Annotated in this window: 15 protein-coding genes and 1 pseudogene; 4 read left to right on the top strand and 12 right to left on the bottom strand. The window is 70.8% G+C overall.

The features are described 5' to 3' along the window. Window positions 1-42 precede the first annotated feature (42 nt). The 3 genes from QQS16_RS08210 to QQS16_RS08200 are packed head-to-tail and all read right to left on the bottom strand — an operon-like array spanning window position 43 to window position 2,146. On the bottom strand, window positions 43-1,218 hold the full coding sequence (locus QQS16_RS08210; RefSeq protein WP_286060957.1) for a zinc-dependent alcohol dehydrogenase: 1,176 nt from the start codon (window positions 1,216-1,218) through the stop codon (window positions 43-45). After that, on the bottom strand, window positions 1,215-1,685 hold the full coding sequence (locus QQS16_RS08205; protein WP_286060956.1) for a hypothetical protein: 471 nt from the start codon (window positions 1,683-1,685) through the stop codon (window positions 1,215-1,217). The genes QQS16_RS08210 and QQS16_RS08205 overlap by 4 nt, the downstream gene beginning before the upstream one ends. Continuing rightward, window positions 1,682-2,146: a DUF4383 domain-containing protein gene (locus QQS16_RS08200; RefSeq protein WP_286060955.1), complete on the bottom strand. Its 465-nt coding sequence runs from the start codon at window positions 2,144-2,146 to the stop codon at window positions 1,682-1,684. The genes QQS16_RS08205 and QQS16_RS08200 overlap by 4 nt, the downstream gene beginning before the upstream one ends. Before the next feature lie 290 nt (window positions 2,147-2,436). Between QQS16_RS08200 and QQS16_RS08195 the strand changes: the two genes are divergently transcribed. Both QQS16_RS08195 and QQS16_RS08190 read left to right on the top strand, forming a co-directional pair. Beyond that, window positions 2,437-3,636: a hypothetical protein gene (locus tag QQS16_RS08195; RefSeq protein ID WP_286060954.1), complete on the top strand. Its 1,200-nt coding sequence runs from the start codon at window positions 2,437-2,439 to the stop codon at window positions 3,634-3,636. An 11-nt stretch (window positions 3,637-3,647) separates the two neighbouring features. Beyond that, window positions 3,648-4,238 (top strand): hemerythrin domain-containing protein, encoded by a 591-nt coding sequence (locus QQS16_RS08190; protein ID WP_286060953.1) that lies wholly within the window; start codon window positions 3,648-3,650, stop codon window positions 4,236-4,238. 86 nt (window positions 4,239-4,324) lie between these two features. On the opposite strand, the pseudogene QQS16_RS08185 reads toward QQS16_RS08190, so the two are convergent. From QQS16_RS08185 to QQS16_RS08170, 4 genes and pseudogenes are all read right to left on the bottom strand, one after another. After that, a pseudogene (locus QQS16_RS08185) lies at window positions 4,325-4,657 on the bottom strand (MmyB family transcriptional regulator); the annotation flags it as partial. Between the two features lie 94 nt (window positions 4,658-4,751). Next, window positions 4,752-5,609 carry a thermonuclease family protein gene (locus tag QQS16_RS08180; protein ID WP_286060951.1) on the bottom strand — a complete coding sequence of 286 codons (858 nt, stop codon included), beginning with the start codon at window positions 5,607-5,609 and terminating at the stop codon, window positions 4,752-4,754. A gap of 352 nt (window positions 5,610-5,961) precedes the next feature. Continuing rightward, the gene (locus QQS16_RS08175; protein WP_286060950.1) at window positions 5,962-7,182 is read right to left on the bottom strand and encodes a metallophosphoesterase; all 1,221 of its coding nucleotides are present in this window, start codon (window positions 7,180-7,182) and stop codon (window positions 5,962-5,964) included. Window positions 7,183-7,487: 305 nt separating this feature from the next. Next, window positions 7,488-8,954 (bottom strand): non-reducing end alpha-L-arabinofuranosidase family hydrolase, encoded by a 1,467-nt coding sequence (locus QQS16_RS08170; RefSeq protein WP_286060949.1) that lies wholly within the window; start codon window positions 8,952-8,954, stop codon window positions 7,488-7,490. Between the two features lie 956 nt (window positions 8,955-9,910). Between QQS16_RS08170 and QQS16_RS08165 the strand changes: the two genes are divergently transcribed. Together QQS16_RS08165 and QQS16_RS08160 are read left to right on the top strand one after the other, a co-directional pair. Beyond that, window positions 9,911-11,341, top strand: coding sequence for an endo-1,4-beta-xylanase (locus QQS16_RS08165; protein WP_286060948.1), 1,431 nt, complete (start codon window positions 9,911-9,913; stop codon window positions 11,339-11,341). Between the two features lie 31 nt (window positions 11,342-11,372). Beyond that, window positions 11,373-12,743, top strand: a complete 1,371-nt coding sequence (locus QQS16_RS08160; RefSeq protein ID WP_286060947.1) for an RICIN domain-containing protein — start codon at window positions 11,373-11,375, stop codon at window positions 12,741-12,743. 218 nt (window positions 12,744-12,961) lie between these two features. On the opposite strand, the gene exaC is transcribed toward QQS16_RS08160, so the two are convergent. The 5 genes from exaC to xylB form a co-directional block, all read right to left on the bottom strand. Beyond that, window positions 12,962-14,485 (bottom strand): acetaldehyde dehydrogenase ExaC, encoded by a 1,524-nt coding sequence (gene exaC, locus QQS16_RS08155; protein ID WP_286060946.1) that lies wholly within the window; start codon window positions 14,483-14,485, stop codon window positions 12,962-12,964. Window positions 14,486-14,729: 244 nt separating this feature from the next. Next, the gene (locus QQS16_RS08150; protein ID WP_286060945.1) at window positions 14,730-16,007 is read right to left on the bottom strand and encodes a GAF domain-containing protein; all 1,278 of its coding nucleotides are present in this window, start codon (window positions 16,005-16,007) and stop codon (window positions 14,730-14,732) included. 107 nt (window positions 16,008-16,114) lie between these two features. Then, window positions 16,115-16,768 (bottom strand): N-acetylmuramoyl-L-alanine amidase, encoded by a 654-nt coding sequence (locus tag QQS16_RS08145; protein WP_286060944.1) that lies wholly within the window; start codon window positions 16,766-16,768, stop codon window positions 16,115-16,117. Window positions 16,769-17,651: 883 nt separating this feature from the next. Continuing rightward, on the bottom strand, window positions 17,652-18,860 hold the full coding sequence (locus QQS16_RS08140) for an ROK family transcriptional regulator (RefSeq protein ID WP_286060943.1): 1,209 nt from the start codon (window positions 18,858-18,860) through the stop codon (window positions 17,652-17,654). Between the two features lie 67 nt (window positions 18,861-18,927). Next, entirely contained in the window at window positions 18,928-20,373 is a 1,446-nt protein-coding gene (xylB, locus tag QQS16_RS08135; RefSeq protein ID WP_286060942.1) for a xylulokinase, read from the bottom strand. Window positions 20,374-20,491: the final 118 nt, after the last annotated feature.

Here is a 20,491-nt window from a genome sequence, read left to right as displayed (position 1 = left end):
CCGCACGGGATCAGACGGAGAGGGACGAGTGCCGTGGCCCCCTCATCCGCCCGGCCGGATGACGGCCCGCACACAGCCGTCGTCCTTCTGCTTGAACAGCTCGTAGGCCCGGGGCGCCTCGTCCAGCGGCACGGTGTGGGTCGCCAGATGGGACGTGCTCAGGTCACCGGCCGCCATCCGGTCGAGCAGCATCGGGATGTAGCGCTGGCCGTGCTGCTGGGCACCGCGCACGGTCAGACCCTTGTTGATCACCGCGCCGAGGGGGAACTTGTCCACCGCGCCGGCGAACACGCCCAGGACGAAGACCGTGCCGCCCTTGCGGCAGGCGTGGATGGCCTGCCGGACCGCGGTGGGACGGTCCGTCTGGAGCCGCAGCTGCTGCTTCACCTGGTCGTAGGCGTGCACCGGGCTGTCGCTGTGCGCCTCCATGCCGACCGCCTCGATGCACACGTCCGGGCCCCGGCCGCCGGTGCGTTCGCGCAGTTCCGCCCCGACGTCGGTGGCCGTGTAGTCGATGACCTCGCTGCCGATGTGCCGCTCGGTCATCGCCAGCCGTTCGGGGATCCGGTCGATGGAGATCACCCGCTCCGCGCCCAGCAGGATCGCGGCGCGCGCCGCCATCTGGCCGACGGCCCCGCAACCCCAGACGGCGACCACGTCACCCGGCTTCACACCGGCGAGGTCGGCCCCCATCCACCCCGTCGGCACCGAGTCCGACACGAACAGCGCGCTCGTGTCGTCGATGCCCTCCGGCACCTTGAAGGCCCCGTAGTCGGCGAACGGGACGCGCACGTACTCGGCGTGGCTGCCGCGCAGTCCGCCCATGGCGTGCGAGTAGCCGAAGATGCCCCCCGTGTCGGCCCCGAAGAGGGCCTGCCCGATGCCGGGGTTGGTGTTGGTGTTGTCGCACAGGGACCACAGGTCGTGGGTGCAGTACCAGCACCGGCCGCAGCCGACGAACGAGGACACCACCACCCGGTCACCCACCGCGTGCCGGCGTACGGCGGCACCCACCTCGACGACCTCGCCGAGGAACTCGTGCCCGATCACGTCCCCGGACCGCATGAAGGGGATGTAACCGCCGATGAGGTGCAGGTCGGAGCCGCAGGTGGTGCCCGCGATCAGCCGTACGATCACGTCCTGGTCGTTGCGCAGGACCGGATCGGGCACCTCCTCGACGGCGAGCTTGTTCACGCCTTCCCAGCACAGGGCCTTCACAGCACTCCCTCCCCGCCCGCGCGGCGGCTCAGCAGTCCGACGAGTTTCCCGCCAAGGGTGTCGTGCGTGGTCGGCGGTGTGTCGGCCCGCATGACCTCTCCCGTCTCCAGCAGCGCCTTGGCCTCGCGCAGCGCGCGGCGCAGCTCCTGGCGCGGGTCGTCACCGGTGAGCCGGGCGGGCACGGAGTAGGCGGTGTCCGGCTCCGTCTCCCGCAGGCGTACGGCCACTTCCGTGCCCCGGTCACCGGGCGCCGGGCGGATCCGTGTCTCGATGCGGTCGCCGTACTCCTGCAACGGCGTGGGCAGCTTGTCGGGCTGGACGGCGTCCGGTTCGAGGTTCACCGTCACCGCGAGCCACCGGTCCGCGGCTTGCTGAGCTGACGGGCGGGTCCGGGTGCGCCGTGCGGCGACGACGGCTCCGGCGCCGAGGCCCGCCGCGGCGGTCCAGAACAGTTTTCCGGCGGTCATCGGCGGTTCCCTCCGGCGGCGGTGGTGACGCGACGGGTGAGCAGCACGCCCAGCGTGATCATGCCGAGGCCGAGGAAGAAGTGCAGCCAGTCGTCGGCCGTGTTCAGCGGCACGAAGTTGGCCGCGCTGTCGTGGCCCACCATGAGGCCGTACAGCCACAGCACCAGGTAGATCGCGCCCCCTGCCAGCAGGTAGGTCCCCGCGGCGGACGCGGTGCGGGACATGGCTATGCCCGCCGCGCCGAACGCGAGGTGGACGAGGTTGTGCAGGACGGAGATCTGGAAGATCCCGAGGAGTTCGGCCCCCGAGTCGTGCGAGGCGAACTCCATCGTGTCGTAGTCCGTGGTGATCCCCGGAACGAACCCGAGGATGCCCACCAGCAGGAACACCGCGCCCACCAGGAGCGCCGCCTGCTGGACGGGGGTGCGTGATCTGTCCGGGGTACGGGGGTGCGTCGTCATGGCAGCCGAGCCTTCTTCCGGCATCCGGGAACGTTTGCGCGCGGCGAGTACCCCGGGGCCGTGGCGCAACCCGTCGAGAACCGGCTTCCCGCGCGGGAGCGGCGGCCTCGCGGATCCCGCGTACGGTGCCGCCGGTCGGGTGACGGTCGGGGAGCGGACCGGCGGGGGAGACCTGGGACCGCTCCCCGCGCTGTCAAGGATGACTGCGGTTCCCGCCCTCGAATTCCGAAGAGTGATCTTCTTCTCGCGGGGGACCCTGCGACTCACCATCGACTGACCAGGAGGCACAGATGACCTTCAATCCCCTGGAACAGCGCGGTATCCCGCTGGACCGTCAGCTCAGGAACTGGCGCGAGCTGAACGTCACCCCGATCGATCCCGACCACAGTGACCCGTACACCCGCTGTCGCGTCATCACGATGAACGGCATCGAGGTCGAAGCGATCATGTTCAGCCATCAACTGGCGCGCAACACCGTCGACCCTGAGGTCAAACGGCAGCTGGCGGAGGTCCGCTACATCGAGCACCAGCAGCAGAAGGCCGTGAACTGGCTGCTGCCCGGGGTCTCGTCGGTGCTGGAGACGACCATCGCCTACGAGCAGGTGGCCGTCGACCTCACCGCCTGGGTCGCCCGGATGGAGCCGGACCCGCACCTGAAGCAGGCGTACCAGTTCGGCGTGCTGGAGGACTTCGACCACCTGTACCGGTACGCGAACCTCTACGAGATGATCGAGCACCGCAAGGCGGACGCGATCGTCGAGGGCCTGACCGAGGTGATGCCGGGCCGGCCGACGAAGTTCCACCACCGCCACCCGGCCGACAACGTCCGCGATCCGTACGACAAGGACACGACGAACCCGCTGTCGAAGCTGCACGCGCTGACGATCATGTCGGCGGAGCAGCAGACCATGAACTTCTACATGAACGTCGGCCCGCAGTACATGGAGCCGATCGCCCGCCAGCTCTACCAGGAGATCGGCCTGATCGAGGAGGAGCACGTCACGCACTACGAGTCCCTGGTCGACCCGGGCGAGACGTGGTGGGAGCAACTCGTCAACCACGAGTACAACGAGTGCTACCTCTACTACTCCTTCATGGAGCAGGAGAGCGACCCCAAGGTGAAGGCCATCTGGGAGCTGCACCTGAACCAGGAACTGGAACACCTGCACATCGCCTGCGACCTGATGCGCCGGCACGACGGACGCGACCCGGAGTCGGTCCTCGCCCCGCAGCTGCCCAACGTGCTCACCTTCGAGCCGAACAAGGCGTACCTGCGCGAACTCCTCGACACACAGATCGACCTGACCACGCTCGGCGCCGGCTACGTGCGGGACGCGCACGAACGGTTCGAGAAGATGCAGGAGCAGATCCACGGCGGCGAGGAACCGCCCAGCGAGCGCGTGATGGCGCAGCACGAGGAGATGTTCGGGCGCGAGTACCGCATCGAGACCGAGGGCGAACACCCCGACCCCGCCCTGCGGGAGAAGTGAGGAAACCAGCGATGGCTGAAACACGCACGCCGCACGCCGGCGACGACGCCGCTCCCGACGTCGACGTGGTGGGCCTGCTCATGCGTCAGCACGGGGACATCCGCAACCTCTTCGACGAGGTCGAGGCCTGCCAGGGCGACGCCCGGCAGGAGGCGTTCCGCCGGCTGGTGCGCCTCCTCGCCGTCCACGAGACGGCGGAGGAGGAGATCGTGCACCCGTTCGTCCGCCGCACGGTCAAGGGCGGCGAAGAGGTCGTGGACGCCCGGCTCGCGGAGGAGCGGTCGGCCAAGGAGACCCTGAGCGCCCTCGACGACATGGACACCGACGATCCCAAGTTCCTGCCCCAACTGCTGGCCCTGCGCACCGAGGTGCAGGAACACGCCCGCGCCGAGGAACGCTACGAGTTCATCCACATCCGGCGCAGCGCCGACGCCGGGACGCTCGCGTCCCTGGCCAAGGGGGTGAAGGCGGCCGAGGCGATGGCGCCCACCCGTCCGCACCCGGGCGTGGAGTCCGCCTCCGCCAACATGGCCCTGGGCCCCGTCGCCGCGCTGATGGACCGCACCCGGGACGCCGTCCGCAAGGCCATGGGCCGCGACTGACCCCGTGCCACCGGACACCGGTGACCGACTCCCGGTCACCGGTGACCGCGGGCCGGAATGGTTCCGGGCCATTGTGGCCGGGTGGTTCAGTCGCCCGCTGCGATGTCCTGCCGGAAGGAATCCGACGGCTGTGCCGTCCGCGTCGCGGTGATGCTGCCGAGCAGCGCCAACGCGTGGGCGGAGGGGCCGCCGGACTCGGCCCGGTGGACGACGGGTTGCTGCCCCGGCGCGCTGTTGATGGTCAACGACTCGTACTCCAGGGTGAGTTCCCCGACGAGCGGATGCCGGAAACGCTTGGTCTCGTGCCGCTTCTGCCGGATGTCATGACGCGCCCACACCGTACGGAACGCCTCGCTCCACAGCGACAACTCGCCCACCAGCTCGACCACTCGACCCGTCGCGGGCGGTCGTGGCCGGTTCCCGCGGCATCGCGCAGCGCCTCCCGGTGAGCCTCGTCGGCGAGGGCCCTCGTCCTGTCCCGTACGGTCTCGATGAGGGCGGGCCTCGGCCGGCTCAGGGCCTGATCGGCAGGTCCCCGCGTGCCTGGTCGAGGTCGGTCGCCCAGATCCACAGCCGGTGCTGGGGCGGCACCTGGTGGTAGCCGTACAGACCGACCTCGGTGAGAGTCCGCAGGTCCACGCACACCCGCTGGTAGGCCTGCCCGATCGCCTCGGCCGGATCGGTCAGCTCCCTGGCGCCGAGCTTGACGCAGGCCCGGTACTCGTAGCCCAGCAGCAGGTCCTGGCCGAACCGCGCCCAGACGCCGCGCTGTTGGGTCCAGGCCGCCTCCGCCTCGTCCAGCAGCAGGTTCAGGTCGGCAAAGGACGGAATGGACGGGTAGATGAGGAAGGTGGCCGCCCAGCCGTGTGCCACCAGGTCCAGGTTGAACGTGCGCCGGCGCGGGTCGTCGCGTGGCGGCAGCGGGTCGGACGAACTGCCGCTGAACCAGGGCGCGGTGTAGGCCAGCAGTCGTCCGTTGCTGTCGACGAGCTCGCCGGTCGCGACGACGGCCATCTTGCGCTGCGACCCGTCGGGGCGGGCCAGCCGCGTGGTCACCATGTCCGTGTGAGCCTCGGACGCCGCCTTGCCCGCGGCCTGATGCCGCTCCGCGGCGTCGGGAGTGATCCGGGAGACGAGGTAGTCGCGCAGGTCCTGCGGCAGCTCGTCGTAGGTGCCGTCCAGCAGCCGCGTCCTGGTGCGGTCCAGAGCGGCCTGGGCGGTGGCCGGGGCGCCGCCGTAGCGGCTCTCCGGAGTGTCGATGGACACCATGCGAACCGCCATGGCGATGTTCGGCGTGTCGCCGTCGGTGACACTCAGGAACTTGTGGTCGTTGGCGGGCCTGCTGGGGCCCACGAAACCTAGGTCGACCATGGTCGCTCCCTCCGGAAGATGCCCCGGGGGCATGACGGGCGGGAGTCCGACAGAGGCGTCACGGTCGACCTGGGTTCTCGACTGCCCGGGGCGGGGGCTCCTTCCCAGCCTGAACGGGCGCGGTTCATCGGCAAGCCGTGCGCGGGTGGCCCTGGGCCGGAAGAGTGACACCGGGCGGTTGGCGGGGGCCGGCGGAGGGTGGCGGGCAGGTGGGGCTCGGGCAGGGAGTGGAGCGCCGGGCGTATCGGCGGTTCCACGACGGCGCCGCCGCGCTCCTCAGCGGCCGGAGCGGCCGACCGCCGGCCTGGCCCCCCGTGGCCTGCTCCCGGCGGCTGTGTTGACCCGCCCCGTGCTACGACGAGGTGGGCACGTGCGGGGAGCGGAGCACGAGCAGGGTGATCTCGCTGGGGGCGAAGACGCGGAACGGCGGGCCCCAGAAGCCGGTGCCGCGGCTGGTGTAGAGGAGGGTGCGGGTGCCGTGGTGGCTGAGGCCGGCGAGGGCGGGCTGGTCGATGCGGACCAGGTGGTGGAAGGGCCAGATCTGGCCGCCGTGGGTGTGGCCGGAGAGTTGGAGGTCGATGCCGTCGGCTGCCGCCCGGTCGACGAACTTCGGCTGGTGTGCCAGGAGCAGGACGGGTAGGTCGGGGTCGGCGCCGTTCAGGGCTCCGGCGAGGTTGGCGCGGTGGCCTGCCAGACCGGAGGACTCCGCGGTGACGTCGTCCACGCCGGCGACCACGAGGGTGTCGCCTCCGCGTTCGAGCAGCAGATGACGGTTGCGCAGCGGCTCCCAGCCCAGCTCGCCCATCAGGTCGACCCAGCCCTGGGCCTCGCTGTAGTACTCGTGGTTGCCGGTGACGTAGACACGGGCCCGGGTGGCCCGCACGGTACCGAGGGGGAGGGCCTGGGCGCGGCGGCGTTCGGCCGTGCCGTCCGCGATGTCGCCGGTGTGGCAGACCAGGTCGGCTTCCAGGGTGTTCACCCTCTCGCACACCCGCGCCGACCAGCGAGTGCGCTCGAGCGGGCCGTAGTGGGTGTCGGTGATGAGGACGACGCGGATGCCGTCCAACCCGGCACCCAGCCGCGGGAGTCGCACATCGAGTCGGCGTACGCGCGGTACGCGGCGGGCTTCGGCGTACCCCCAGGCGAGGAGGACGGCGGTTACGCCCAGGACGGCCCAAGTGACGATTCGGGCCCGGTCCTGACTCCCGTCGACGCCGACCACGGTCAGGGCCGGCCGCAAGGAGACGCCGAGCAGAATGGACCAGGTGAACAGAACCCAGCTGGCGCCCAGCAGGGTGTCACCGACGATCGCCGCACGGTCCTGCTGGCGCCGGCCGTGGCCGCGCGCCATCGCGAGCGGCATACCCACGAGGCCGAGGGCGAACAGGGCGGTGCCGACCAGCGTGACGGGCACCGGCCAGTGCTGGCCGGTGTGCAGGAGCACCCAGCAGGGCACGGCCCACAGCAGGACGGGGGCGATCAGGGGGAGGTAGCGCATCAGGCGGTGCAGTCCGCTCTGCCGCGGAGCCCGCGCCTCGCTGCCGGCGGGTCGGGTGTCGCTGGTGTCGGTCACGTTTCCCCTCCCTGACCAGGCTGCCGTCTCGCGCACTGTATCCGGTCGCCCTCGGGCCGGCCGGACCGGCGTTCACGGGCACGGCTCCTTGGGGCGAAGAACGCCCCGCCGGTGGTCATGGAGTTCGGAGTCACCCGGGTGCCCGGTTCCATCCCATGTCCGCCCGCGGGTGGTCTGCGCGGACGGGCCCGGCCCGGTCGCCGGCTTCCGGGAGGTCACGTGTGGTGGCGTGACCGTGGCGGGCTCGGCCTTTCGCCGGGCCCGCCACGCCGGCTCCCTACCGGAGCCGGACTCGTGTCACGCCGTCAGCGCCGCAGTGTCAGCAGACCCGGACGGTAGGGCAGGAGGCCGTAGTCGCCGCCGGAGTTGGGGCTGCGCCCCTGGTACAGCAACTGCAGATTGCAGGGATCGACGGTCATGGTCTGATCGGCGCTGGTACGGAGTAGTTCGCCATGGCTGATGTCGTTGGTCCAGGTGGCGCCACTGTTGGCCTTGCCGGCGAAGGGATTGCTCTCCGTCGCGGCCTGGGGTGTCCATGAGCCGTTCAGACTGGTGGCCGTGAACGAGCGGAAGTAGCGGCCCTGCGAGCCGATCGCCTCGACGATCATGAGATAGCGGTTCTGGCCCTGCAACTTGTAGACCTGCGGGGCTTCGAACAGGTTGTTCGTGGTATCGCTCATGATCACTGTCGAGGTCGTGCCGAAGCTGCCCGGGAAGTTCCCGATCGGCATGCTGGCCCGGTAGATCTTGCCGTTGTCACCAGCGAAGAACAGGTACATGTTCGTCCCGTCACCGATGAGCGTCTGGTCGATGGGTCCCGTCCCGGAGCCGGAGATGCTTCCGGAGAAGAGCACCTGCTGGGACGACCAGCCATTGGGGTTGGTGGGGTCGCTCGACGTCCGGTAGGAGAAAGCGGTCCCGCCCCACTGGTAGGCGAGCACCCAGATGTTCTTCGGCGCGAAGTAGAAGAGCGTGGGCGCGACGGTGGAGGCCGACATCGCGTTCTGGCTGGCCGAGGCCATCTCCGGCCAGTTGGTGAACAGGCCGAAGTTCATCGAACCCCAACTCGTCCCCGTGTCGTGCGTCGTCGCATAGACGAGTTGCCTGCCGTTGTAGGGGGCGACGGTGAAGTCCTTGAGCGAGACCCACCCCGGCCTGGGCTGCGCCAGCGCGCCCGTCGATGACCAGCGGTATGTCGACGGAAGATCGCACGGGGCGGGATTGCCGCCGCCGACCTTGACGAGCTGCCACTGCTGGTTGGTGCCGCCCCAGTCGTCGTACTGGACGATGTTCCCGTTGTCGGCGGTGGAGGCGCCTTGTACTTCGAGGGCCTTGCCGCTGTGGCGCGAGACGAACCTGACGTAGCCGTCCGAGCTGTCGGCCAGCCGCCACTGCTGGTTGGTGGCGTTCTGGTCGGCCCACTGGACGATCGAACCGCCGTTCGCGGTGGACCAGTTGTGGACGTCCAGGACCTTGCCCGAGTGGCGGGACTTGATGCGGTAGTAGCCGCCCCCGGAATCGACGAACTGCCACTGCTGCTGGTTCTGATCGTTCCTGGTCCACTGAGTGATACGGGCGCCGTCGTTGGTCGCCATGTTGTAGACGTCCAGGGCTTTGCCGCTGTTGCGGTTGACCAGCACATACGAGGCGTTGGGATCTACGGTCGCCGCGCCGGCGGGCTGGGCGCCGAGGAACGTGGCCACGAGCAGCAAAGGCGCGAGGACGGCGAGTAAGCGTTTTGGGCGAACCGGGAACGGGTGGCGAAAACGCATCAGAGGGCCTCCTTTGGGGGACGGGGGTGAGGTGACCCCGATGAACCGCGGAGCGGACGTGCCGGGCAGCAGGGGACGATCTCGAAATGTTTCGAAGAATTTCCGGATGCTGTGACGCCACAAGCTAGGAATGCGGCGCCCTCCGGTCAAGGCCTGTCGCCGATCTGTCTGCAATCAGCGCCTCCCGTTGCCGCTTGACGCGCTGTCGCGCCGGCCGGAGGCGCTCCGGAGTTCGCGATACAACTCGCCAGTCCAAGGCGTCCACGGGGAGGAGGGGAGAGGCGAGAGGTCGAGCAAGCGGTGTCCGCGCACTCGCCCCGGCCCCGGCCTACGGCATCCGCCGATGGTGACGCCGGGATTTCGCCTCCGGCTCGCCGGGATTCCGGAAACTTTCGAGCGAGGAACGGAAACTTTTTCCGTGGAGAGTATTGACGATCCATCATCAATACCTCAATCATCCCTGTCTGAGCGCCCGGCCGTGGTTCGAGATATCGGACTACGTCGACCCTGAGCAATGTCGTGCTGCGGCAGATCCACGCACAGCCGCACGGCAGATCCCCGCGCAGCCGCCCGCAGAACCCCGCACCGAAGCACCCGCGTCGCACCACAGCACCTGCGCCACCCCGTCTCGTTCCAGTGAGGTCCGCACCAGCGCATCCTGGCTCCTCGCGCAGTCGGAGAGGTACGCGACGCCGCGTGGCGGTCCCCCCACTGAGCCGCGATGGAGCACGCCCATGCCCGTGTCGAGACACCGCCGCCGACCGCCGTACGTCACCCGACGGCCGACCGGGCGCCGTCCGTGCCGGTGGAGATCGTCCCGGTCCCATGACCGCCGTGCCCGGTAATTCCGTGCTGCCCGGGCTCCGGCCCACCCCGACCGTCTGCCGAGTGGGAGCGGACGACGCATCCCCCCTGCGTTTCAGTCCTTCCGTGATGTCTACCTTGGAGGCACAGTCATGGGCTCGTATGCCCTTCCCAGACCCGTCGTCCGCCGCACGATCCGCGGCCTGCTGTTGGCGCTGGTCGTCGGCGTCCTCGGCGTGGCCGCCGCACTGGTCGCCCCGCCGACCGCACACGCCGCCGAGACCACGCTCGGCGCCGCGGCGGCGCAGAGCGGCCGCTACTTCGGCACCGCCATCGCCTCGGGCAGGCTGGGCGACTCGGCGTACACGACGATCGCGGGCCGTGAGTTCAACTCGGTGACGGCCGAGAACGAGATGAAGATCGACGCCACCGAACCGCAGCGGGGCCAGTTCAACTTCACCGCCGGTGACCGCGTCTACAACTGGGCGGTGAACAACGGCAAGCAGGTGCGCGGCCACACCCTGGCCTGGCACTCCCAGCAGCCCGGCTGGATGCAGAGCCTCAGCGGCAGCACGCTGCGCCAGGCGATGATCGGCCACATCAACGGCGTGATGGCCCACTACAAGGGCAAGATCGCGCAGTGGGACGTCGTGAACGAGGCGTTCGCCGACGGCAGTTCGGGAGCCCGGCGCGACTCCAACCTGCAACGCACCGGCAACGACTGGATCGAGGTCGCCTTCCGCACCGCGCGCGCCGCCGATCCGGCCGCCAAGCTCTGCTACAACGACTACAACGTCGAGAACTGGACCTGGGCCAAGACCCAGGCCATGTACGCCATGGTCCGGGACTTCAAGCAGCGTGGCGTGCCGATCGACTGCGTCGGCTTCCAGGCGCACTTCAACAGCGGCAGCCCCTACCACAGCAACTTCCGCACCACCCTGCAGAACTTCGCCGCCCTCGGCGTCGACGTGGCCATCACCGAACTCGACATCCAGGGCGCCCCGGCCTCGACCTACGCCAACGTGACCAACGACTGCCTGGCCGTCCCGCGCTGCCTCGGCATCACGGTCTGGGGGGTGCGCGACACCGACTCCTGGCGGCCGGGGGACACGCCGCTGCTGTTCAACGGCGACGGCAGCAAGAAGGCCGCCTACACCGCCGTCCTGAACGCACTCAACGGCGGCACCACCACGCCGCCTCCGGGTTCCGGACCGGTCAAGAGCGTCGGATCGGGCCGCTGCCTGGACGTGCCCAGCAGCAGTACCACCGACGGCACCCAGCTCCAGCTGTGGGACTGCCACACCGGCGCCAACCAGCAGTGGACGTACACCGCCGCCGGCGAGCTGAGGGTCTACGGCAACAAGTGCCTGGACGCCGCCGGCACCGGCAACGGCGCCAGAGTCCAGATCTACAGCTGCTGGGGCGGCGACAACCAGAAATGGCGCCTCAACTCCGACGGATCCATCGCCGGCGTCCAGTCCGGCCTCTGCCTCGACGCCGTCGCGGGCGGTACCGCCAACGGCACCCTGATCCAGCTCTACTCCTGTTCGAACGGCAGCAACCAACGCTGGACCCGCTCCTGATGGGACCTGCCACAGACGAAAGGGCGAGTCGATGAAGACCTACGGTGCGGCTTCCCCCGCCCCTCCCCGCAGACATCGCTGGTGGTCCCGGGTCGCCGCCGTGGTGGCGGGAACCCTCGCGATCGGCATGATCGCCGTGGTGAATCCGGCGCCCGCCCAGGCGGCGACGGTGGACACCAATGCCTGGTACGTCCTGGTCAATCGCAACAGCGGCAAGGCGCTGGACGTCTCCGGCGCGGCCACCGCCGACGGCGCGCGGATCAGCCAGTGGACGCGCGGCGACGGAACCAACCAGCAGTGGCAGTTCGTGGACTCCGGCGGCGGCTTCTACCGCCTCAAGGCAAGGCATTCGGGCAAGGTTCTCGACGTGGCCGGCGCCTCGACCGCGGACGGTGCCGCGATCCAGCAGTGGGCCGACCACAACGGGGCCAACCAGCAGTTCCGCCTGGCCGACTCCGACGCGGGCCACGTGCGGCTGATCAACCGCACCAGTGGCAAGGCGGTCGAGGTGCAGGGCGCCTCCACCGCGGACGGCGGCAACGTCGTCCAGTACTCCGACTGGGGCGGCGCCAACCAGCAGTGGCAGATGGTCAAGCTGTCGTCCGGTGGCGGCGGCGGCTGCGGCAGCGCCCCGACCCTGGCGAGCGGCACGCACACGATTCAGAGCGGCGGCAAGAGCCGCAGCTTCATCCTCAGGGTGCCCGCCAACTACGACAGCGGCCACCGCTACCGGCTGATCTTCGCGTTCCACTGGCGGGGCGGAACCGCCGGCGACGTCGCCTCGGGCGGCACGAGCGGGAACGCCTGGTCCTACTACGGCCAACAGGAACAGTCGAACAACGGCGCGATCCTCGTCGCCCCCCAGGGCCTCGGCAACGGCTGGGCCAATTCGGGCGGTGAGGACGTCACCTTCGTCGACGACATGATCCGGCGCATCGAGGGCGGCCTCTGTGTCAACCCGGCACAGCGCTTCGCCACGGGATTCAGCTGGGGCGGCGGCATGAGCTACGCACTCGCGTGCAGCCGGGCGAACGTCTTCAGGGCCGTGGCGGTCATCTCCGGCGCCCAGATCAGCGGGTGCAGCGGCGGCAACCAGCCCATCGCCTACTTCGGAATCCACGGCATCAGCGACTCCGTCCTCAACATCGGGCAAGGACGGTCCCTGCGCGACCGATTCGTCAGCAACAACGGCTGCACGTCCCAGAGCCCGCGCGAGCCCGCGCCGGGCAGCCGAACGCACATCACCACCACCTACTCGGGCTGCCGTGCCGGATACCCGGTCCAATGGGCCGCGTTCGACGGAGGCCACATACCCGGTCCGGTCGACGGCTCCTCCGGCGAAAGCGGCGTCACCACCTGGACCAAGGCAGAGATCTGGAGGTTCTTCGCACAGTTCCAGTGACACGCCCGCACCACGCAGTGGAGCCAGGAGGATTCTGGCTCCACTGCGTCGACGTCCATCCCGGACCGGAGGACGGAGCGGCCTTCTCAGGAGAGCCCCCGACCCTTGGACCGGTCACGGCCGGCGAACAGGCCGTGGCCGTGGAAGGAGTGGCGTTCGAAGAACACGCCCCGCGGCTGGACGTCTCGCCGGAGAGAATTCGCCGCCGACTTCACGCGCTAGAAGAACCCGAGCTTCTTCGGACTGTATGAAACGAGGATGTTCTTCGTCTGCTGGTAGTGCTCCAGCATCATCTTGTGTGTCTCGCGGCCGATTCCCGACTGTTTGTATCCGCCGAACGCGGCGTGTGCCGGATAGGCGTGATAGCAGTTCGTCCAGACGCGGCCCGCCTGGATCGCCCGGCCCGCGCGGTACGCCGTGTTCATGTCCCGCGTCCAGACGCCCGCGCCCAGCCCGTACAGCGTGTCGTTGGCGATCTCGATCGCGTCGTCGAAGCCGTCGAAGGACGTCACCGAGACGACCGGCCCGAAGATCTCCTCCTGGAAGATCCGCATGCGGTTGTCACCCTCGAAGATGGTCGGCTGGACGTAATAGCCGCCCTTCAACTCGCCGTCATAATCGACACGTTGTCCGCCAGTGAGGATCTTCGCGCCCTCCTGCCGGCCGATGTCCAGGTAGGAGAGGATCTTCTCCAGCTGGTCGTTGGAGGCCTGGGCGCCGATCATGGTGTCGGTGTCGAGGGGGTGCCCGGGCTCGATCAGCTCGGTACGGGCGACGGCCGCCTCCAGGAACTCGGTGTAGTGGCCGCGCTGGACCAGCGCCCGGGACGGACAGGTGCACACCTCGCCCTGGTTGAGCGCGAACATGGTGAAACCTTCGAGCGCCTTGTCGCGGAAGTCGTCGTTCTTCGCCCATACGTCGTCGAAGAAGATGTTGGGCGACTTGCCCCCGAGCTCCAGGGTGACCGGCTTGATGTTCTCCGAGGCGTACTGCATGATCAGCCGCCCCGTCGTGGTCTCACCCGTGAACGCCACCTTCGCCACCCGCGGGTTGGACGCCAGCGGCTTGCCCGCCTCCGCGCCGAAGCCGTTGACGATGTTCACCACACCCGGCGGCAGCAGGTCAGCGACGAGGCTCAGCCAGTAGTGGAGGGACGCCGGGGTCTGCTCGGCGGGCTTGATGATCACCGCGTTGCCCGCGGCGAGGGCGGGGGCGAGTTTCCACGTCGCCATCAGGATGGGGAAGTTCCACGGGATGATCTGGGCGACGACGCCCAGCGGCTCATGGAAGTGGTACGCCACCATGTCGTCGTCGAGCTCGCCGAGTGAGCCCTCCTGCGCGCGGATCGCGCCCGCGAAGTAACGGAAGTGGTCGATGGCGAGGGGGATGTCCGCCGCCAGGGTCTCCCGCACCGGCTTGCCGTTCTCCCAGCTCTCCGCCACCGCCAGGGGTTCGAGATGCGCCTCCATACGGTCGGCGATCTTCCGCAGGATGTCGGAGCGCTCGGTCACCGAGGTACGGCCCCAGGCCGGGGCGGCCGCGTGCGCCGCGTCCAGCGCTCGCTCCACGTCCTGCGCGGTGCCGCGGGCGACCTCCGTGAACGGCTGCCCGTTCACCGGGGACGGGTTGTCGAAGTACTGTCCGCCGGCCGGCGGCACGTACTCGCCGCCGATGAAGTGGTCGTAGCGCGCCTGGTAGGAGACGATCGCGCCCTCGGTTCCGGGCGCAGCGTAACGGGTCATGCCGGTCTGCCTCCTTCAGAAGCGCTGCCCGCCGTTGGGCAGCTCTCGGCGCGAGGCTAGGAAGCGGGGGGTTGCAAGTACGTTGCGCCGACTGAGGGCGTGGTGGGTGGGGTTCCATGGTGCTGGTGCCAGTCGCCCGGGAGCGTCGACCGGTTGTCTCAGGGCGGGTGGCCCGGTGGCCCGGTGGCCGGGTGGCCGGGTGGCGGGTGGCGGGTGGGCGAGCCCGGGCGGCTGAAGGGATCGGTCAACGGGGCGTCAGGCGTGGCCGCCCGCGCGGCGCCGCCAGTTCGGATTCCAGCGCCGCCAGGCGGGCCCGGACCGCCGCCGTCGGTCGCACCGCGGCGAGCGCCCGCCATACGTCGAGGTCGTCCTCGCCCCACGGAGCGTGCGCCCAGTCCGCCAGCAGGTCGGGGTCACGGCGGGCGATCAGTGCCGTACGGAGGCCGTCGGCGAGGCGTCGCCGTACCCGGGCCACGGCCGGGGCCTGCGAGTCGGGCAGCAGCGGGCCCGCGTACGCCGCCGCGGCCGCCGTCACCGCGCCGGTCTCCAGCCGCCGCTCGACGACGGCGACATCGGACTCGACCGGCACGGTGAGCCGGTAGGGCCGCGACGCGAGCAGGTCCGGACCCAGCACCCGGCGCAGCCGGGCCAGTTCGGCACGCAGCGTCACCGGCGGCACCGACTCGTCCTCGTACAGGGCGTACAGCAACTCGTCGCCGGTCAGGCCCTGCGGACGGCGGGCCAGCAGCACCATGATCTCGCTGTGCCGACGGCTGAGCCTGATGCCGCGTCCGCCGGTGAACAGCTGTGCCTCGTCCCGTCCCAGCGCGGTGAGTTCGGGGGCGTCGGCCGCGGGCTGCTCGGGCGGGAGCAGGGCCAGCTGGGACTCGGCGGCCCGAGCCACGGCCTGTACGAAACCCAGACTGTGCGGATGCGCCAGTCCGTCCCCGCCGGTGATGTCGACAGCGCCGAGCACCCGCCCGGAGCGCGGGTCGTGCACGGGAGCCGCCGCACACGTCCAGGGCTGCACCCGCCGGATGAAGTGCTCGGCCGCGAACACCTGTACCGGGCGGTCGAGGGCGACCGCGGTGCCCGGGGCGTTCGTCCCGACCGCGGTCTCCGCCCACCGCGCACCCGGGACGAAGTTCATCCGGTCCGCCTCGCGGCGCGTGCTCGGATGGCCTTCGACCCACAGCAGCCTGCCGTGCGCGTCGCACACGGCGAGCAGATGCTCGCCGTCCGCCGCGAACGTGCCCAGCAACTCTCGGAACAGCGGCATCACCCGTGCCAGTGGGTGCTCGGCGCGGTAGGAGCCGAGGTCGCCGTCCGAGAGCTCGACCCGCGCGGTGCCGTCGGGCCCGACCCCGGCCCGCGCCGAACGCCGCCAGGAGTCGGCGACCACGGCACGCACCGGACGCGGTACGGTGCCCGCCTCGGTGAACGTGTCGTGCGCGCGCCGCAGCATCCGTACGCGCTCGGCGGGGTCGGCCCCCGGTTCCAGGGCCACCCACGGATCGGTCAACTCGGCCTCCCCGAAAGGCGATGCTCTCGGGGACATCGTCACTCCGGGTACGCGCGCGGACAACCGTTTCGACGGTGGTCACCCGAACGCCGGGCCTGTCCGTCCGGTCAGGCGATGTCGACGAGCCTCATGAAGCGTGTCCAGTCCCAGTTCGGGCCCGGATCGGTGTGGTCCGCGCCCGGCACCTCGTTGTGCCCGATGATGTGCGCCCGGTCTCTGGGGATGCGGTACTTGGCGCAGATCGCGGCTGTCAGCCTCGCCGACTGCTCGTACAGCGCGTCGGTGAAGTAGGCGGGGCGGTCCACCCAGCCCTCGTGTTCGATGCCGATGCTGCGGGTGTTGTAGTCCCAGTTTCCCGCGTGCCAGGCGATGTCGGCCTCACGGACACACTGCGCCACATGCCCGTCCGCGGACCGTACGACGTAGTGCGCGGACACCTTCTTCTGCGGGTTCCGGAAGATCGCCAGCGTGTCGGCGTACGTCTCCTGGGTGACGTGGATGACCACGTGGGTGAGGGGATAGGCGCTGGGACGGCTGGACGTCGTGTAGTTGGACGTGGTCGCCGGCTGCCACTCGGCCGCGGGGTAGTCGACGGCTCGCGCCGCCGAAGGGTGGTCACCGGTTCGGGCCGCCGCGGGGTCCTCGCCGGTCCGGGACTGTGCTCGGGCGGGCGCGTCCGGCACCAGCGCGAACGGGACGGCGGCGAGGGCGGCGCCCCCCAGCAGCCGCCGCCTGCTGGGGAGTGGCTTCACGTGTTCCATGGGGGAGTGCCTTTCAAGGAAGCAGTGCTTTCGGGTGGGCGGTGTTGAACCCCGTAGGGCGGCTGGAGCGGTCTCCCGCGGCCGGGCGTGCCCGCCTCGGTGCGTCTCGCGTTCGGGCAGCCACTCCTTGCGGATCTTGGCCGGCGCCCGGGTGGCGGTGTCGCACACATGGGCCAACGGGGCCTCCACGCTCCGGGTTGCGAACTGGTACGCGTCCAGCTCACTGAACCCGTGGTCACGCACCAGCCAGTGGACCAGGCCGACCGGGATATCCGGAACGCGTCCTTCAATGGGCGCGCCGAACCCGTCGAGGTGATGTGCCTGTCCGACTCGGGGGTACCGCCGGGTTCGGGACGAACGGTCAGGAGCCTGGGGTCGTTCATCGTGCACAGCTCCGATCTGCGAAGGGAGAGCCAGCGGACGGCGGTTGGCTGGACGGCGGTTCGGCGAGGCGGGGCCGGGCGATGCGGCCGGCCCGGGCCCCGGGCCCCGGGCCGCCCCAAGCCGGCCCCGCCCGTCGCACGACGGCAGCGCCTCGCGTGATCACGGTACGGCTCAAGCCGGTCGGGCCGGAGGACGCCGAGTGTTTCCGTGGACAGCGGAAGGGTTGGGGAGAACTCGCTCACTCGGACAGGTGAAAACAGCCTGGGGAACGCCGGGGCAGGGCGCCCAGCGGCGGTGAGGGGAGTCGTCAGGGCACGGCGAGCGATCTCGCCCGGCAACCGCAGGTGATCTCATCCCGGCCGCAGGTGATCTCCTTCCGTCCACGGGCGGACTCGCCCTCCCCGGCCACGGGCGGACAACCTCGCCCGGCCACATGCGAGCTCACCCCACCCGTCCACGAGAAGCTCACCCCACCCGTCCACGAGCGAGCTCATCCGCGTCAGACCGGTTCGGCCACGCCCGCCGGATCGTCCAGCACCGCCCGCACCACCGAGTGCGCAGCCCCCAGCAGCGGGCCCTCGGGACCCAGCCGGGACACGGAAACCGGACAGGACGGTCCCGCTGTGCGCCGGGCCAGTTCGTCGCGCAGGGACGGCAGGAGCCAGGGCGCGAGGCCCGCGAGCGCGCCGCCGAGCACGACGGCCTCGGGGTCCAGCAGATTCACCGCCCCGGTCAGCGCGATCCCGAGCGCCTCTCCGGCGGCGCTCAGGGCGAGCCGTACGTTCTCGTCGCCGTCCGTGGCCCGCTGGGCGAGCAGCCCGACGCGGTCCTCGCCCAGGTCCAGACCGGCTGCCCGCAGCACCGCCTCCTCACCGGCGTACTGCTCCAGGCAACCGCGTCCGCCGCAGGGGCAGTCCGGTCCGTCCGGGTGGACCGGCACATGCCCCAGCTCGCCCGCGAAACCCCGCGTTCCGCGCAGCAGCCGCCCGTCCACGACGACGGCCGCGCCGATGCCGATCTCCGCCGACACGTGCAGGAAGTCGCGCGGGGTACCGGCACCGAGCCACAGCTCGGCGAGCGCGCCGAAGTTGGCCTCGTTGCCGACGGCCGGCGCGAACTCGGGGGGCAGCAGGGCACCGAGGTCCGTGTTGTGCCAGTCGAGGTTCGGGGCGCGTACGACGGTCCGGCCGTCGCGCGCCACCAGTCCGGGCACCGCCACGGCCAGCCCCGCCGGCCACAGGCCCTCGCTCCCCGCCTCCGCGACGACCCCACGCACCAGAGCGGTGAGTTCCCTGACCACCGGTTCGGCCGAGCGGCCCCGGTTCGCGCCGTAGCGCACGGCCCTGGACCGCACCTTGCCGCGCAGGTCGACCGCGCACACCGCGAGGTGGTCCACGCCGATCTCGGCGCCGATCCCGGCAGGACCGCGCCCGCTCACCGCGAGCGCCGACCCCGGCCTGCCCACCCGGCCGGGCCGTTCCGGGCCGAGCTCTTCCAGCAGCCCCGAGCGGATCAGCTCGTCGACGAGGGTCGACACCGCCGCCCGGGTGAGACCGATGCGTGAGGCGACGGCGGCGCGGGAGAGGGGTCCCTCGGCACTGACGGCGTGCATGACCCGGGCGAGGTTGCGGCGCCGCATGCCCTGCTGGGTGTCGGGCAGCGTGCGCCCGGGGCCGGCCGGGTGGGTCTCGTGCAGCGGTGCGGTCATGCCTCCGTCCGTCCTCCGTCGGTCGTGAACGGCGGCCGGTCGACGGCCGTGGGTCACCAGGGTTCCGTCAACTCGGGTCCGTCCCCCGCTCCAGCAGTGGGGCCGCGTCGGAGAGTACCCCGGAGATCCTGGCCAGCGCCGCGTCGTCCCGTTCCACGGCGTCGAGCACCGGCCCGGCGGCCGTGTTCCAGCGCCGGGCGACCGCGCCCGGGTCCTCTCCGGTCAGCAGACCGGCCGCCTGGGCCGCCGCGCCGAGCGCGACCAGTTCCTTCGCCTCGGGCACCTGGACGGGGCGCCCGGACAGCCGCCGTACGGTCTCCTGCCAGGCCCTGCCCCGGGCGCCGCCGCCGATCAGCAGCAGCGGCGTGGTGCGGTCCGCGTCCTCGTCGAGGACCAGGTCGAGCGCGCCGAGCAACGCGTGGACGGCGCCGTCGTACGCGGCCTGGAGGAGCTGTCCGCCCGTCGTGTCGTGCCGCAGGCCGTGCAGCAGTCCCGAGGCGTTCGGCAGGTTCGGGGTGCGTTCGCCGTCCAGGTAGGGCAGGAGGGTCACGTCGGCGGTGGGCTCCACCGCCTCGCGGTCCAGGCCCAGCAGGGCGGCGACGCGGTCGACGGCGAGCGTGCAGTTCAGGGTGCAGGCCAGTGGCAACCAGTCGCCGTGGGCGTCGGCGAAGCCCGCCACGGTGCCGGTGGGGTCGGTGGGGCGGCGCCTCGACACGGCGTACACGGTGCCGGAGGTGCCGAGACTCATCACCGGCGTGCCGGGGCGCAGCCCCAGGCCCAGGGCGGCGGCGGCGTTGTCTCCGGTGCCCGGAGCCACCAGGGTGCCCTTGGCGAAGGGCAGGCCGTGGCCGTCCCGCACGGTGCCGGCCACCTCGCCGGGGCGGACCACGCGGGGCAGCAGCGCGGGGTCGAGCCCCACGTGGGCGAGGATCCCGGTGTCGTACGACTCCGTCGCCGACGCCCACCAGCCGGTACCGGAGGCGTCGCCCCGGTCGGTGGTGCCCTGTCCGGTGAGGCGCTCGGTGAGGTAGTCGTGGGGCAGGCGCACGCTCGTGGTGGCGCGGACGGCCTCCGGTTCGTGCTCGGCCAGCCAGGCCCACTTCGTCACCGTGAAGGAGGCGGCCGGGACGGAGCCGGTGCGTTCGGCCCAGAACTTCGCGCCGCCCAGCTCCTCGGTCAGGCGCCGGGCCTGCGGCGCGGAACGCACGTCGTTCCACAGCAGTGCCGGGCGCACCGGCTCACCCCGGGCGTCCAGCGTGACCAGGCCGTGCTGCTGGCCGCCGACCGACACCGCGGCGGCTTCCCGGGCCGCGTCCCCGCACTGGCGCAGGGCCTCGCACAGGGCGTCCCACCACTGGCGCGGGTCGCTCTCGCGGCCGGCCCCGGAGGACACCGTGTGCGGGGCCTGCCCGCTCGCCATCACCCGTCCGGTCGACGCGTCGACGACCAGGGCCTTGGTGGACTGTGTGGACGTGTCCACACCGACGACGAGCGGACCCTCGGCTGCTGACATCGGGCTCTCCCTCAAGTTTTTCCGCGGCTCTGCGGGGTCTGTCTTCCCAGAGATGCGATCGCATACTAATTTGTAAACGGCCATGACGAAATAGATCCAGCACGCAAGGAGCCGCGGC

Source organism: Streptomyces sp. ALI-76-A, assembly GCF_030287445.1.
Lineage (GTDB): Bacteria > Actinomycetota > Actinomycetes > Streptomycetales > Streptomycetaceae > Streptomyces.
This window is presented reverse-complemented; position numbering and strand designations above follow the sequence as displayed.

Bases quoted from the DNA above. Each gene is read 5' to 3' on its own strand.
- QQS16_RS08205 (WP_286060956.1), bottom strand. From the start codon at position 1,685: ATGACCGCCGGAAAACTGTTCTGGACCGCCGCGGCGGGCCTCGGCGCC.
- QQS16_RS08145 (WP_286060944.1), bottom strand. From the start codon at position 16,768: ATGGAACACGTGAAGCCACTCCCCAGCAGGCGGCGGCTGCTGGGGGGC.
- QQS16_RS08180 (WP_286060951.1), bottom strand. From the start codon at position 5,609: ATGGTCGACCTAGGTTTCGTGGGCCCCAGCAGGCCCGCCAACGACCAC.
- QQS16_RS08140 (WP_286060943.1), bottom strand. From the start codon at position 18,860: ATGACCGCACCGCTGCACGAGACCCACCCGGCCGGCCCCGGGCGCACG.
- QQS16_RS08190 (WP_286060953.1), top strand. From the start codon at position 3,648: ATGGCTGAAACACGCACGCCGCACGCCGGCGACGACGCCGCTCCCGAC.
- exaC (WP_286060946.1), bottom strand. From the start codon at position 14,485: ATGACCCGTTACGCTGCGCCCGGAACCGAGGGCGCGATCGTCTCCTAC.
- QQS16_RS08195 (WP_286060954.1), top strand. From the start codon at position 2,437: ATGACCTTCAATCCCCTGGAACAGCGCGGTATCCCGCTGGACCGTCAG.
- QQS16_RS08160 (WP_286060947.1), top strand. From the start codon at position 11,373: ATGAAGACCTACGGTGCGGCTTCCCCCGCCCCTCCCCGCAGACATCGC.
- QQS16_RS08200 (WP_286060955.1), bottom strand. From the start codon at position 2,146: ATGACGACGCACCCCCGTACCCCGGACAGATCACGCACCCCCGTCCAG.
- QQS16_RS08170 (WP_286060949.1), bottom strand. From the start codon at position 8,954: ATGCGTTTTCGCCACCCGTTCCCGGTTCGCCCAAAACGCTTACTCGCC.
- xylB (WP_286060942.1), bottom strand. From the start codon at position 20,373: ATGTCAGCAGCCGAGGGTCCGCTCGTCGTCGGTGTGGACACGTCCACA.
- QQS16_RS08165 (WP_286060948.1), top strand. From the start codon at position 9,911: ATGGGCTCGTATGCCCTTCCCAGACCCGTCGTCCGCCGCACGATCCGC.